Raw genomic sequence first — 14,159 nt, forward strand, 5'->3', positions numbered from 1 at the left:
GGTGTTTGACTGCTGACCGTTGCGCTCGCGTCTAGGTTCAGCCCGCGAGCGTTGCCGGATGTTCAGGCACGGGTGGTGCGGAACAGACTCATGCGGCGTTCCAGGTCTTCGGCCAGCTCCGCCAGCTGACGACTGGCCCCGGCGATCTGCTGCGACCCACTGGCGGTTTCCAGGGTGGCCGCGTGGATGCGATTGATGTTTTCGTTGACCTCTTCGGCCACGGCGGTCTGTTGCGCCGCGGCGGTGGCGATCTGCGCATTCATGGCGTTCACCGAGCCGACGTCCGCCTGGATGGCTGCCAGGGCCGCGACGGCGCGCTGGGTCAGCTCGGCGGTCTCGTGGGCCTGGCCGCGACTCTCTTCCATCTGCGCCGCGGCGCGTCCGGCGCCTTCCTGCAGGGTGGCGATCATGCCGCGGATCTCGCGGGTCGATTCCTGGGTACGGGTCGCCAGGTTGCGGACCTCATCGGCCACCACGGCGAAACCGCGGCCCTGTTCTCCGGCGCGGGCGGCCTCGATGGCGGCATTCAGCGCCAGCAGGTTGGTCTGCTCGGCGATGCCGTTGATGACGGCGACGATGTTCTCGATGCTGGCGCTGTCGCTGGAGACCTGCTGCACGGTGACGCTGGCCTGCTCCAGGGCCTGCACCAGCTGACCGATGGCCTGGCCGGAGCTGGCGACCAGCCGGTTGCCGGTGTCCACCTGGGCACTGGCGTTGCCGGTGGCCTGGGCGGCCTGGGCCGCGTAGCCGGCGACCTCGCCGATGGTGGCGGCCAGCTCGGTGACGGCGGCGGCCATGTGCTGGGCCTGGTTGGACTGCACATCGGTGTGGCGCTGGTTGGTCTGGGCGGTGTCCTGCAACTGGGCGGCAGCGGCGGCGACCGAACTGGCGGTATGGCGGACCTGGACGATGGTCTCGCCTAGGTGCGCGGTGGCGCTGCCCAGGGTGCCCATCACGCTGTCCGGATGACGGGTGGCGGGGCGCTCGTCCAGGCGGCCCTCGGCCAGCCGGCGGATGGCGGCGGCCACGACATGGGGTTCGCCGCCCAGGGTCGCGCCCATCTGGCGGATGATCAGAATGGAGACGGTCACGCTCAGCAGCAGGGCGAGGGCGCAGGTCACCAGCATCAGCCAGCGGAAGCCACCGGCGATGCCGCGGACCTCGGCCAGATGGCCGCTGGCGATGGCTTCCTCATGATCGATGAGCGCATTGATACGCTTGAGCCATTCGACATAGGCCGGCGAAACGCGCTCCAGCAGGAACATCCGGGCGCCTTCCAGATCACCGCCCTGGCGCAGTTGCAGCAGGCGATCGGTCAGCGGCAGGGCGGTGCCTTCGATGTCCTTGATGGCCGCCAGCAGGCGCTGTTCCTCGGCGGTGGCGCCCTGGCTGGCATACAGCTGATCCATGGGCTCGGCGGACTGGCGATAGAAGGCCTTGAGGCGATCGATGTCGGCCAGGCGGCTGGCCAGGGGCGCGGCGTCGTGGATCAGTACCGTATCGCGAATGGCGATGGCGCGGTCGTGCACGCTGCCGCGGAAGTTGATGGCGTAACGCTGCTTGACGCTGGCGCCCTGGCTGACGGCGGTCAGGGTGTCATCGATGACGCCGACCCGCTGGACGCCGACGAGGGTGATCAGCAGCATCAGCACCAGGATCAGGCCGAAGCCCAGGCCCAGGCGGGCGGCCATGGAAAGAGGGGTGCGCATGGAAACCTCAGGAATCTATCGGAATGTGATATGGATCACATTTTGTGGTAAAGGTTTGCGCGATAACTCTTTTCCGGGGCGAGCGGTCATGGCCTCGGGATGAGTGGCCGTGCCAGCGCGACTGGCCAGCATTCAACCGTCGTCGCGTGGCTCCGTCAGCCGGTCGCGCCTGGCCAGGCCCGGGAACAGCTTCATCCAGACCCCGGTGATCACCAGGGTGCCGACGCCGCCCAGCACCACCGCCGGCACGGTGCCGAAGAAGTGCGCGGTGACCCCCGATTCGAATTCGCCGAGCTGGTTGGAGGCGCCGATGAACAGCCCGTTGACCGCACTGACCCGGCCGCGCATGGCATCCGGGGTTTCCAGCTGCACGAAGGAGCTGCGGATCACCACGCTGACCATGTCGGCGGCGCCCAGCACCACCAGGGTGGCCAGCGAGAACCACAGCGAGGTGGATAGCCCGAAGGCGATGGTGGCGACGCCGAACAGCGCCACCGAACCGAACATGATGCGGCCCACGTGACGATTGAGGCTGACGTAGGCGAGCAGAAAGGACATGCCCAGGGCGCCCACCGCGGGTGCCGAGCGCAGCAGGCCAAGGCCCCAGGGGCCGGTGAGCAGGATGTCGGCGGCGAACACCGGGAGCAGGGCGGTGGCGCCGCCCAGCAGCACGGCGAACAGATCCAGGGAGATGGCGCCGAGTACGTCCGGGCGACTCCTGATGAAGCGGATGCCGGCCAGCAGGTTGTTCAGGGTCGGCTTTTCCTTCTGGCTGGGCGTCTGCCGCGCCGGCAGGCTGGAGACCAGCAGGATGGCGATGCCATAGAGCACCAGCGCCGGGCCATAGACCCAGGCGGCGCCCAGGGCATAGAGCAGCCCGCCCAGCGCCGGGGCGATGATGGTGGCGCCCTGCATGGCCGAGGCCGCCGCGGCGATGGCGCGGGGAAAGATCGCCGGTGGCACGATGTTGGGCAGCAGCGCCTGGGTGGTGGGCTGCTCGAAGGCGCGGGCGGTGCCCAGGCAGAAGGCCAGGATGAAGATCAGCTCGCGGGTCACCGCCTGGTTGAGGCTGCCCACCAGCAGTACCAGGGCGATCAGCCCCTGGCCGGTCTGGCAGAGGGCAGCGACCCGGCGGCGGTCGTAGCGATCGGCGACATGTCCGGTGTGCAGCATGAACAGCACCCGCGGCAGGAATTCCACCAGCCCCACCAGGCCGAGGTCGAGCACGTTGCCGGTGAGGGAATAGAGGTGCCAGCCGATGGCGACGGTGAGCATCTGGAAACTGCCGGCGGTACAGATGCGGGCGAACCAGAAGGCGACGAAGGGACGGTGGTGACGCAGCTGCAGGGTATCGCCGGACATGACTGGGGCTCGCGAGGGCAGAGGCAGCATCTTAAGCCACCCCGAGGCTGATCGTCATACAACTGCGGGGTGCGACAGCCTGCCCGATGCGACATCGAACCACGTAAGCAAATGTATCGAGGAGGACTATCCTAAAGCCTGACGTTGATCCACGTCAGCTTCCGACCTGGTCCTTTGGGCTAGCGGCGGCGGCGCCTTTTTAGCGTCCCGCTCGAACCCCAGGCGACGCCGGAGGTTCGAACCTCGGTCAGCGTCAACTCGACCGGCTGCTCTCGACGGCCGGCGTGCCTGAGAGGAATAGCTATGTTCGGCCTCGAAGCCCTGGATCTCGCCCGGATCCAGTTCGCCTTCACCGTGTCCTTCCACATCGTCTTTCCGGCGCTGTCCATCGGTACCGCGAGCTTTCTTGCCGTGCTCGAAGGGCTGTGGCTGAAGACCGACAACCATGTCTACAAGGATCTGTATCATTTCTGGCTGAAGATCTTCGCGATCTTCTTCGGCATGGGCGTGGTGTCCGGTCTGGTGATGGCCTACGAGTTCGGCACCAACTGGAGCGGCTTCGCCGACTATGCCGGCGCCGTGACCGGCCCGCTGCTGACCTACGAGGTGCTCACCGCCTTCTTCATCGAGGCCGGCTTCCTCGGCGTCATGCTGTTCGGCTGGAATCGCGTGGGCCGCGGCCTGCACTTCTTCTCGACGGTGATGGTGGCGATCGGCACCCTGATGTCGACCTTCTGGATCCTGGCCTCCAACAGCTGGATGCACACCCCGAGCGGCTACGAGATCGTCGATGGGCGCATCGTCCCGGTGGATTGGCTGGCGGTGATCTTCAACCCGTCGTTCCCCTTCCGCTGGGCGCACATGACCATCGCCGCCTACCTGTCGGTGGCCTTCCTGGTCGGCGCCTCGGCGGCCTGGCACCTGCTGCGCGGCAACGACAACCCGGCGGTGCGCAAGATGTTTTCCATGGCCATGTGGATGGCCCTGCTGGTGGCGCCCATCCAGGCCTTCGTCGGCGACGCCCACGGCCTCAACACCCTGGAGCACCAGCCGGCCAAGATCGCCGCGATGGAAGGCCACTGGGAGAACCCCCCAGGCGAGGCGACCCCGCTGATCCTGTTCGGCTGGCCGGACATGGAGCGCGAGGAAACCCGCTTCAAGCTGGAGATCCCGGTGCTCGGCAGCCTGATCCTCAAGCACAGCCTCACCGAGCCGATCCCGGCGCTCAAGGACTTCCCCAAGGAAGACCGGCCACCGGCCTATGTGGTGTTCTGGTCGTTCCGCATCATGGTCGCCCTCGGCATGCTGATGATCGCCGCCGGCCTGTGGAGTGCCTGGCTGCGCTGGCGCGGCAAACTGTTCGAGACCCGCGGCTTCCTGCGCCTGGTCACCTGCATGGGGCCGGTCGGCCTCATCGCCCTGCTGGCCGGCTGGTTCACCACCGAGGTGGGCCGCCAGCCGTGGATCGTCTACGGCCTCCTGCGCACCAAAGACGGGGTGTCCAACCACAGCGTCACCCAGCTGAGCATCACCCTGGTGGCCTTCGTGGTGGTCTACTTCGCCGTGTTCGGCATCGGCACCCTCTATGCACTGCGCATGATCGGCAAGGGTCCGCATACCGGTGAAGGCGACCTGCCCACCTCCGGCGGCCCGGGCACCGATCGTCATCCCAAGCGTCCGCTGTCCGGCGCCGATGGCGGCCTGGAAGAAGACAATCCCAATGACCAGCTGACCGGAGACCGCACATGAACGGCATCCCTGGCATCGACCTCCCGCTGATCTGGGCGATCATCATCATCTTCGGTCTCATGATGTACGTGGTCATGGACGGCTTCGACCTGGGCATTGGCATCCTCTTCCCCTTCGTCAAGGGCAAGGAAGATCGCGACGTCATGATGAACACCGTAGCGCCCATCTGGGACGGCAACGAGACCTGGCTGGTGCTCGGCGGGGCGGGGCTCTATGGCGCCTTCCCGCTGGCCTACGCGGTGATCCTGCCGGCGCTCTACCTGCCGCTGATCTTCATGCTGATCGGCCTGATCTTCCGCGGCGTGGCCTTCGAATTCCGCTTCAAGGTCCAGGAAGGCAAGGAAGCCCTGTGGGACAAGTCCTTCATCTTCGGCTCGCTGCTGGCCAGCTTCTGCCAGGGCGTGGCCCTGGGCGCCTTCATCGAAGGCTTCCCGGTGGAGAATCGCCAGTATGTCGGCGGTCCGCTGGACTGGCTGACGCCCTTCTCGATGTTCTGCGGCCTGGGCGTCATCGCCGCCTATGCGCTGCTGGGCAGCACCTGGCTGATCATGAAGACCGAGGGTCCGCTGCAGGCCACCATGCGCCGCCTGACCAAGCCGCTGCTGTTCCTGCTGCTGGCCTTCACCGCGGTGGTGAGCATCTGGACCCCGCTGAGCCAGGCGGCCATCTCCGCCCGCTGGTTCAGCATGCCCAATCTGGTCTGGTTCCTGCCGGTGCCGATCCTGGTGGGCGTGGTGACCCTGGCCCTGCTGCGCGCCATCCTGCGCGAGGACTCGCACCATGCGCCCTTCCTGCTGACCCTGGCGCTGATCTTCCTCGGCTACAGCGGTCTGGGCATCAGCCTCTGGCCGAACATCATCCCGCCGGGCGTTTCCATCTGGGAGGCCTCGTCGCCGCCGCAGAGCCAGCTGTTCCTGCTCATCGGCACCCTGTTCATCATCCCCATCACCCTGATGTACACCTTCTGGGGCTACTACGTGTTCCGCGGCAAGGTCCGCGCGGGGGAGGGCTACCACTGATGGTCGGCCGCTCGCGCGAACCCAATTCCGCGGACAACAAGCCGCTCTGGCAGCGGCTGGCCTGGATGGCCGCCATCTGGGCCTGCAGTCTGGTGGCGCTGGGCGTGGTGGCCTGGGTGCTGAGATTGGTGCTGACGGCGGCGGGGCTCAAGTCGCACTGACCCTTCCGTGTGTTGGTGGATGAGGCTGCGCCGTCATCCACCCTACGCAGGGCACGATCCTGTGCTGGAAAGCTACCCTTTACGCCAGACGCCCCCTCTCCCGCTTGCGGGGGAGGGTTGGGGTGGGGGGTGGCTCAACCTGCCGAGCTGATTTGCGGTGTGCTCGGTAGGCTTTTGTTCCGCCCTCGCCGGGCGGGTTACTTTTTTCAGTCGCAAAAAAAGTAACCAAAAACGCTCGCCCCGACTGGCCGGTCCTGCGCCTTGCGCAGGATGCCCTCACGTCAGCGCCGCTCCAGCGGGCCGGGGCCGAAGGGCCGTCCTGGCCCTCGGCCCCTTTCGCGGCATCCATGCCGCTCACCCGCTTCCGCGACACTGCCGTTCGGCCGGCCAGACGGGGCACTGGGGTGCCGGCTGACACTTCGAGTTATTCGGTCTGTGTTGGCCCGTCGTAGTACGTCTTCTTGGCACTATTGCTTAATGCCATACCGAAAAACGCGAAGAGCTGACCAGTTTTCAAAGGGACCTTCAGCCGGCACCCAGCGCCCTGTTCAGTAGGCCGAGCACAGCCGTTCTGTAGGTGGGTGAGCGGCAAGGATGCCGCGAAAGGCGTCGAGGGCCAGGACGGCCCTTCGACGACGGCCCGCCGGAAGGACGGCGGAGCGAGGGAACGCGGCGCGTAGCGCCGGGCCGGATGACCAGGGCAAGCGTTTTTGGTTACTTTTTTTGCGACTGAAAAAAATGACCCGCCCGGCGGGAGCGGAATAAGAAGCTTCCTAATACACCGAGAGTCAGCTTGGCGAGAGCCCCCCACCCCAGCCTTCCCCCGCAAGCGGAGGGGGGCGGTCTAGTGTGGAGGAGGCATCCGGCGTACAGGGACCATCAGCACAGGGAATCCACTGGTTCCGCGAATCAGCCAAACTCCCCAAACCTACAACTTTTCCCAGTTATCCCCCTGCCGCCCGCCCGCTAGCCTGACCCCGTTCCCATCGCGACGAGGAAGGCATCCATGCAGGTTCAAGAAGGCTACGTCGATTTCCAAGGCCACCAGACCTGGTACCGGGTCACCGGTGAGCTGGCCAGCGGGCGGTTGCCGCTGGTGGTGGCCCACGGCGGTCCCGGTTGCACCCATGACTATGTCGACAGCTTCAAGGACCTGGCCGAGCACGGCTGGCCGGTGGTGCATTACGACCAGCTGGGCAATGGCCGTTCCACTCACCTGCGCGGCATCGATCCGGGATTCTGGACGGTGGAGCTGTTTCTCGACGAGCTGAACAACCTGCTGCGCCACCTGGGTATCGGCCAGTACGCGCTGCTTGGCCAATCCTGGGGCGGAATGCTGGCTGCCGAGCACGGGGTGCTTCAGCCTGCAGGACTGCGGGGGCTGATCATCGCCAATTCGCCTGCGTCGATGGCGCTCTGGCGCGCGGCGGCAACAGGGCTGCGGGCCGAATTGCCGCCCGTGGTGCAGGCCACCCTGGAGCGCCACGAGGCCGCCGGCACCACCGACTCGCCCGAGTACCGCGCCGCCAGCCAGGTCTTCTATGACCGCCATGTCTGCCGGGTGCAGCCGCTGCCGGCCGAGGTGGCGCGGACCTTCGCCGCCATCGACGCCGATCCCACCGTCTATCACGCCATGAATGGCCCCACCGAGTTCCATGTGATCGGTAGTTTGCGGGACTGGAGCGTGATCGAGCGGCTGGCGCGGATCCAGGTACCGACGCTGCTGATCTCCGGGCGTCACGACGAGGCCACGCCGGCCTGCGTCGAGCCCTTCGATCGACTCATCCCGGACGTGCGCTGGCGCATCTTCGAGAACTCCAGTCACATGCCCCACGTGGAAGAACGCGAGGCCTGCATGGCCACCGTGGCGATCTTTCTCGCCGAGGTGGAAGGCCGCTAGGCCTCGGCGTCGAGGGCCGCGGCGATCTCGTCGATGCGGGTCTGGCGGTCGTCGGCCTGCAGGCGCGGTCGCGGATTGAGCGCCGACCATTCCGGATGGGCCCGGGCCACCTGCACGGCGGCGGGCAGCTTGCCTTCGCGCCAGCGCTGCTCGTCAGGCGCGGCCACTTCGATGGCACCCTGGGCGGCGTGGCCGCGGATTTCCAGCGCCGCCAGCAGCTGACGCTGCCGCAGCGCCAGCAGGCGCAGCACGGCGTCGTCGATGGACAGTTCCCGTCCGCCGCGCAGCTTGCCGAACAGCCGCCGGCCATAGTGGCCGCCGGTCTGCGCCAGGCCGCCGGCCAGGGCGCCCAGTACCGTGGCGGCGCCCAGGGTCAGGCCGCCGGCGAGCAGGTCCAGACCGACCCCTGCAGCCGCCCCGGCCGCCACGCCGCCGCCCAGGCGGATGCCGAGCAGGCGCAGGGTTTCCGGATTGAACAGGTCATCGCCCCAGCGGCCGTCCAGCAGCGGCAGGTCGCTGGCATGGGCATCGCCCGGGCGAAAGCCGAACAGCCGCAAGAGTTCTTCCACACAGCGTTGTTCACGGGTGCGCAGGGCGTCGCGCAACTCGGCGGTCGCGGTACTGACCTCGGCTTCGCCCGGCGCCACGCTGCGCCGGGCGGCGGCGGCGTCCACCAGCAATTCGGCGATCAGCCGCACGCCTTGCTGATGGCGGCGGCGGGCCTGCTCGGCATGGTCGGCGATCAACCGTTGCAGCGCCGGGCGGCCGCTTTCCAGCAGGGTCGCCAGGCTTTCGTAGAGACGCGCCTCGCCATCCGCCGGCGGGGCGACGCTGTCGAAGCGCACCAGGGCGTGCAGGCCGAGACGGGCCAGGATGGCGCGCCAGTCGTCGGCGCGGTGACCGTCGGCGGCGACGAAGTTGAGCACCGGCACAAGGGGCCGCCCGCAACCAGCCAGCACCGCCAGTTCGTCGCGGTACTTGGCCAGCACCGGCTCGCGGGCGTCGATCACATAGAGCCCGGCATCGGAGGCGCGCAGCTGGCGGATCACCTTGGCCTCCTGCTCGAATCTCTGGCGGGCTTCCACGCTGTCGAGAAAGCGATCGAGCAGGGTGGCGGCGTCCAGGCGTTCGCCGGGTCTTTCCAGTTGCTCCAGGTAGTCGCGCAGGGCGATGGCGTCTTCCAGGCCGGGGGTATCGTAGAGCTCCAGCAGGGCCTCGCCGTCCACCGACAATCGGGCACCCTCGACATGGCGGGTGGTGCTGGGACGATGGGAGACCTCGCCGAAGTCGATGTCGCGGGTCAGGGTGCGCAGCAGTGAGGTCTTGCCGACATTGGTGTGACCGACCAGCGCCAGGCGCAGGGGGCCGCTCATGGATTCGTCTCCAGCCAGGCCAGTTCTTCGAGATCGCCGGCGCAGTGTGCCAGACGCAGGGCGTCCAGCGCCTGCCGCCAGTTGTCCAGGCGGACCGGATCGAGCTTGCTGCCCAGGGGCGCGGGCAACAGCCAGACGCGGGTCGCCGTGGCACAGCGTGACAATTCTGCCAGCAAGGCCAGGGTACCGCGATCCGGCGAACGGCGCGGATCGCAGGCGATCAGCAGGCGGCGCGCCGGATAGCGGGTCAGCTGTTCGAGCAGATGGCGCCGGCCCTGGCCATCGTCAAGGATGCCGGCATCGCGCACGCCCTCGGGCAGCGGCGGCGGCCAGGTATGGTCGGTGAGTTCGATGCCCACCAGCAGCGCCTCGTCGCCGATGCGGGCGAGACCGCCGGCGTTCTGCTGGGGCAGGTGGGCGGGGGCGGCGTCGTTGACGCCCAGGCGTTCGCTGGTGGGCAGCAGGCGTTCGCGCAGTTGCAGATAGCCGGAGCGCTCGACGTCCAGCCGCAGCCGTTGGCGACCGCGTCGCCAGCGCCACAGGCAGAGCAGGGTCAACAGCAGCCGTGGCAGCAGGCCATAGACCAGCACCACGCCCAGCAGCCAGCCGGCCCAGGCCTGACGTGCCGTGGCCAGGGGGCTGGCGGCATCGCCACTGGCGGCGATGCTGGCCGGATCGGGCAGCGGAAAACCCAGCAGCTGGGGCAGGGCGCCGAGTACCTGGGTGAGCAGCACGAAGGTGTCGCTGCCAAGCAAGGTGGTCTCCCAGACGAACAGATAGCTGCGCCCGGAAAGCAGGGCCAGCAGGGTGGCCAGGGCGCTGCCGAGGATCAGCAGCCAGAGACCGTGCACCAGCCCGCCCAGCGCCCAGGGCAGCAGACGGGCGCGGCCGAGCAGCCCGACCAGCGCGGGCCCCAGGTGCAGGGCGCGGGCATCGCGCGCCAGGCGGCCGGAGAGCCACAGCCAGAGGCGCGCCAGCGGCGAGGCCAGCTGGCGGCCGCCGCCCAGCAGGCCGAGGGTCCAGACCAGCAGGCTGAGCAGGTTGAGCCCGAGCAGACTGCCCAGCGCCCAGAACACATTGACCGGGCGACTGCCATCACCCAGGGCCCCGGCGGCGAGTCCCGCGCCGCAGAACAGCGCGACGATGCCCAGCAGCCAGGCGGCCAGCAGCGCACCCTGGCGCCAGCGGCGCCGCGCCGCCAGCAGGCCGTCGCGCTGGCCGAGCAGACGGGCGCGCGTCACCAGCCGCGACTCGAAGGGGCCACCGGCCGCACGCGCCTGGCGATTGGCCTCGGCGTCTTCCAGCGGGCCGCTGTCTTCCTCGGTCAGGCGCAGGGCTTCGGTGAGCCAGAGATCCTCGAAGGCGGGAGAGGGGAGTGCGGTCACGCGTCGACGCCCTTGCGGCAAAGACGCCGAGCATAGTCCCTGGCGCCCTGGCTGTTAACGCCTCTGTTATGCTCTGTCACCATGAAAACCTCTCTTCCCCTGAGCCTGATCGTCGCCGTGGCCGACAACGGCGTCATCGGCATCGACAATCGTCTCCCCTGGCACCTGCCGGCGGAGCTCAAATATTTCAAGGCCGTGACCCTCGGCAAGCCGCTGGTCATGGGTCGCAAGACCTGGGATTCCCTGGGCCGCCCGTTGCCGGGCCGGCTGAATCTGGTGGTCTCCCGTCAGACTGATCTGGTGGCCGAAGGTGCCGAGGTGCGGACCTCGCTGGCCGCTGCCGTGGAGCGCGCCGAGGCCTGGGCCCGGGAGCGCGAGGCCAGCGAGATCATGCTGATCGGTGGCGCCCAGCTGTTCGCCGAAGCCCTGCCGGTGGCCCAGCGCCTTTACCTGACCCGGGTCGCCCTGGCGCCGGCCGGGGATGTGTTCTTTCCCGATTGGCAGGAGGCGGAGTGGGAGCTTGTCTCGCGCCAGGCGCATGCGGCCGAGGACGACCGTCCGGCCTATGCCTGCGAGGTCTGGGAGCGCCGGGCCTAGGGGCGTTCGCCTGCAGCCTTCCCGCCTGGCTCCGGTCATTGTTCCGACCTTAAGTAAAACCTAAGACGGGTATGGCATAAAGACGCTGAGGCAGGCCGCCTGGGCGGCCGGAGGGCACGACCATGAGGGCGATCGACAGCCAGACTTCGACGGCAATGGCAGGGACTCAGCCTGCCAATTCGAGCGTTACCGCCAGTCAGGGCGTATCCGCCAGTGACTCCGCCAGTGATTCCACCAGCGCGGGGGGAATCCCAGCCGGCACCGATGTAGCGGTGGATCTGTCGCCCGCCGCCCAGCTTATAGCCGGATTGCTGCCGGGTCAGTCGAACGGTAACAGCGATCTCGACGGTTTCATGCAGATCCTCCAGCAGCAGATCCGCAGCCAGGGCACCGACGCCGCCGTGCTCGGCGAACTGCCCCAGGATGCCAGTGCCGACCGTGTGCAATTGGCCAAGCAGGCGGCCAATCACCTGCTGGTGAGCTATTACCATGACGACAGTCGCTATGCCGACGCCTCTACCCAGGATCCCTTCGCCAATCTGGACAGCGACAGCCTGACCCGGATCGCCAGCGACGATTCCGGCACCTTTACTTCGGCTGAGCGTCAGCTGGCCTATTTCGAAGGGGCGCAGCGCGGTACCGATGGCGCCAACGTGGCCTTTTCCGGTCTCTCCACATCAGGCCAGGGCGCCGCCGCCTGGAACTGGGCACCTGCCGCCACCGAGGATGCCGGCATTCTCGGGACCCTGAATCCGGGCGCGCCGGACTGGCAGTCGGGTCAGTTGAACACCCAGCTCATCGATGGCCTGAGCGCTGGCGGGGTGGCGACTGCGGCGGCTCAGGAAACGGCCGCGTTGGCGGCGCCGACCTTTGGCGTCACCACCGGGGCGGATGGCGCACCCCAGTGGACGATGCAACCGGCGGACGGGCAGGACGCCGAAGCGAGCACCGCGCTGGATGGCAGCATCCTCACCCAGATGACCGGCGCGACGGCGGCGCCTTCGCTGTCGCTCTATCGCCAGATCGCCGCCTTTGGTTGAGTGGCGCTGTTGGGCTAAGACCTGCTTGTTGGGCTTCGACGATGAAGCCGTCTCAACCCAATCTACGTCAGAGCGGTAGGTTGGCGCTGAGCGCAGCGAAGCCCAACGCCAAGATGCCCTCAGATCGCCCGCAGCTTCTTCGCCGGCAGGTAGTCGCGGTGGACGCGCTCTTCCACCAGGTACAGCCAGCAAGGGCCTTCCACCTGGGGAAAGAGGCGCACTTCCTGGATGCTGCTGGGCTTGGGTTCGCCATTGCCGACCTGCACGGCCACCGTCTGGCCCAGGCGGAAGCGCGGGACCACGCCGGCGTCCACCACGCTCTGCTCGGCCTTGGTCGCCGGACGGCCCAGGTATTCGCCCAGGTCCACCGGACCGGAGGGGCCTTCGGCGACGGTGTCCACATGGAAGCTGTAGGCGGTGGCCAGGCCTTCGTCACCACCGTGGATCTCGCCCTGCTTGATGCGCGACACGGCCTGGTCGAGGGCGGCGTCGAGCGTCAGTTCGTTGTTCGATTGCAGGGTGATGACGATGCGGCGTTCGAAGGGGTACTGGCTCATGGTTTCGACTTTTTCGGCAGATAAGGAAAAGAAGGGACATCTTGTGCCCCCTTTGGCCGGCCGCTGTCCAGCCGGGGGCGCCCGATCGGTGATCGCGTTTGCAACCCCAGGTGTCCAGCGGCCCGGCGGTCACCGGGGCCTGGCTGAAAAGTGCCTGCGCTCGGCCAGGCTGCGTTGAAAAGCCGTTCCGAACGCTCATCTACTGCTCGTAAACTCCGCTTCCTCACGAATTTTCGCCTTGCCTGACCTTCGCGCGGCGACTTTTCGGACGAAGCCTAGTCATTGCGCCGCTTGAGCTGGTCTTTCAGCTGGGTCGGCACCTCGCGAATGATCAGCAGATCCTGGCCTTCGTCGTATTCGATGCGCGAGCCCAGCAGGTGCGCCTCGAAGCTGATCGACAGCCCCTCGGCACGGCCGGTGAAGCGGCGGAATTGATTGAGGGTGCGCTTGTCCGCCGGGATCTCCGGGGCCAGACCGTAATCCTTGTTGCGGATGTAGTCGTAGAAGGCACGCGGTGCCTGGTCATCCATCAGCTCGGAGAGGGCGTCCAGGGCCATGGGCTCGCCGCGCTTGGCCTGGCTGCTGGCGTAGTCCACCAGGGTGTCGGTCTTTTCCTTGGCGGCCTCTTCCGGCAGGTCCTCGCTCTCCACGTAGTCGCTGAAAGCCTTGAGCAGGGTCCGGGTCTCGCCCTTGGCGTCGACGCCTTCCTGGCAGCCGATGAAGTCGCGGAAGTAATCCGAGACCTTCTTGCCGCCCTTGCCGCGAATGAAGGAGATGTACTGGCGCGACTGCTTGTTGTTGCGCCATTCCGAGAGGTTGATGCGCGCCGCCAAGTGCAGCTGGCCCAGGTCCAGGTGCTTGGCCGGGGCCACTTCCAGACTCTCGGTGACGGTCACCCCCTCGCTGTGGTGCAGCAGAGCGATGCTCAGGTAGTCGGTCATGCCCTGCTGGTACTGGGCGAACAGCACATGGCCGCCGGTGGAAAGGTTGCTGCTCTCCATCAGCCCCTTGAGGTGCTCCACCGCCTGGCGACTGAAGGCGACGAAGTCCTGCTCGCCTTCCAGGTAGGCATGGAGCCAGCCGCTCAAGGGATAGGCGCCGGATTCCTCGTGGAACAGGCCCCAGGCCTTGTTGGGCTTGGCGTTGTAGCTGTCGTTGAGATCGGCCAGCAGATTCTCGATGGCCTGGGAGTCGGCCAGTTCGGCGTCCCGCGCGTGCAGGGTCGCGGGCTGGCCGTCGGGCTTCTTGTCGATCAGATGGACGATGGCGTGACGGATCGGCATGACGGCCTCGGGTAACGGAGAAAA

At 67.4% G+C, this 14,159-nt stretch carries 12 protein-coding genes; 6 read left to right on the top strand and 6 right to left on the bottom strand.

What is annotated here, in order from left to right; all coding sequences use genetic code 11:
* Nucleotides 1–62: 62 nt before the first annotated feature.
* Nucleotides 63–1,709, bottom strand: a complete 1,647-nt coding sequence (locus AABM56_RS04930; protein WP_347883874.1) for a methyl-accepting chemotaxis protein — start codon at nucleotides 1,707–1,709, stop codon at nucleotides 63–65.
* Between the two features lie 132 nt (nucleotides 1,710–1,841).
* Entirely contained in the window at nucleotides 1,842–3,071 is a 1,230-nt protein-coding gene (locus tag AABM56_RS04935) for an MFS transporter (protein WP_166655943.1), read from the bottom strand.
* Nucleotides 3,072–3,374: 303 nt separating this feature from the next.
* Here AABM56_RS04935 and AABM56_RS04940 point away from each other — a divergent pair, with 303 nt between their 5' ends.
* The 4 genes from AABM56_RS04940 (at nucleotide 3,375) to AABM56_RS04955 (ending at nucleotide 7,900) form a co-directional block, all read left to right on the top strand.
* Nucleotides 3,375–4,820, top strand: a complete 1,446-nt coding sequence (locus AABM56_RS04940) for a cytochrome ubiquinol oxidase subunit I (RefSeq protein WP_133862892.1) — start codon at nucleotides 3,375–3,377, stop codon at nucleotides 4,818–4,820.
* The gene (gene cydB / locus AABM56_RS04945; protein WP_133862893.1) at nucleotides 4,817–5,839 is read left to right on the top strand and encodes a cytochrome d ubiquinol oxidase subunit II; all 1,023 of its coding nucleotides are present in this window, start codon (nucleotides 4,817–4,819) and stop codon (nucleotides 5,837–5,839) included. The genes AABM56_RS04940 and cydB overlap by 4 nt, the downstream gene beginning before the upstream one ends.
* The gene (locus AABM56_RS04950; protein ID WP_133862894.1) at nucleotides 5,839–6,000 is read left to right on the top strand and encodes a DUF2474 domain-containing protein; all 162 of its coding nucleotides are present in this window, start codon (nucleotides 5,839–5,841) and stop codon (nucleotides 5,998–6,000) included. Before cydB ends, AABM56_RS04950 begins: the two co-directional genes overlap by 1 nt.
* Before the next feature lie 1,006 nt (nucleotides 6,001–7,006).
* Entirely contained in the window at nucleotides 7,007–7,900 is an 894-nt protein-coding gene (locus tag AABM56_RS04955) for a proline iminopeptidase-family hydrolase (RefSeq protein WP_133862895.1), read from the top strand.
* On the opposite strand, the gene AABM56_RS04960 is transcribed toward AABM56_RS04955, so the two are convergent.
* Nucleotides 7,897–9,273, bottom strand: a complete 1,377-nt coding sequence (locus tag AABM56_RS04960; protein WP_347883875.1) for a GTPase/DUF3482 domain-containing protein — start codon at nucleotides 9,271–9,273, stop codon at nucleotides 7,897–7,899. The genes AABM56_RS04955 and AABM56_RS04960 overlap by 4 nt on opposite strands.
* Nucleotides 9,270–10,658, bottom strand: coding sequence for a DUF2868 domain-containing protein (locus AABM56_RS04965; protein WP_133862897.1), 1,389 nt, complete (start codon nucleotides 10,656–10,658; stop codon nucleotides 9,270–9,272). The genes AABM56_RS04960 and AABM56_RS04965 overlap by 4 nt, the downstream gene beginning before the upstream one ends.
* Before the next feature lie 81 nt (nucleotides 10,659–10,739).
* On the opposite strand from AABM56_RS04965, the gene AABM56_RS04970 reads away from it, so the two are divergent.
* On the top strand, nucleotides 10,740–11,255 hold the full coding sequence (locus AABM56_RS04970) for a dihydrofolate reductase (protein WP_133862898.1): 516 nt from the start codon (nucleotides 10,740–10,742) through the stop codon (nucleotides 11,253–11,255).
* Nucleotides 11,256–11,527: 272 nt separating this feature from the next.
* Entirely contained in the window at nucleotides 11,528–12,295 is a 768-nt protein-coding gene (locus tag AABM56_RS04975; RefSeq protein WP_347883876.1) for a hypothetical protein, read from the top strand.
* Between the two features lie 119 nt (nucleotides 12,296–12,414).
* Here the strand turns inward: AABM56_RS04975 and AABM56_RS04980 are convergent, their stop codons facing one another.
* Both AABM56_RS04980 and yejK read right to left on the bottom strand, forming a co-directional pair.
* Nucleotides 12,415–12,852 carry a hypothetical protein gene (locus tag AABM56_RS04980; RefSeq protein WP_133862900.1) on the bottom strand — a complete coding sequence of 146 codons (438 nt, stop codon included), beginning with the start codon at nucleotides 12,850–12,852 and terminating at the stop codon, nucleotides 12,415–12,417.
* A 275-nt stretch (nucleotides 12,853–13,127) separates the two neighbouring features.
* Nucleotides 13,128–14,135, bottom strand: coding sequence for a nucleoid-associated protein YejK (yejK, locus tag AABM56_RS04985; protein WP_017640943.1), 1,008 nt, complete (start codon nucleotides 14,133–14,135; stop codon nucleotides 13,128–13,130).
* Nucleotides 14,136–14,159: the final 24 nt, after the last annotated feature.

Origin of the sequence: Pseudomonas aestiva, assembly GCF_039908605.1 — a bacterium.
Classification (GTDB): Bacteria; Pseudomonadota; Gammaproteobacteria; order Pseudomonadales; family Pseudomonadaceae; genus Chryseomonas; species Chryseomonas aestiva.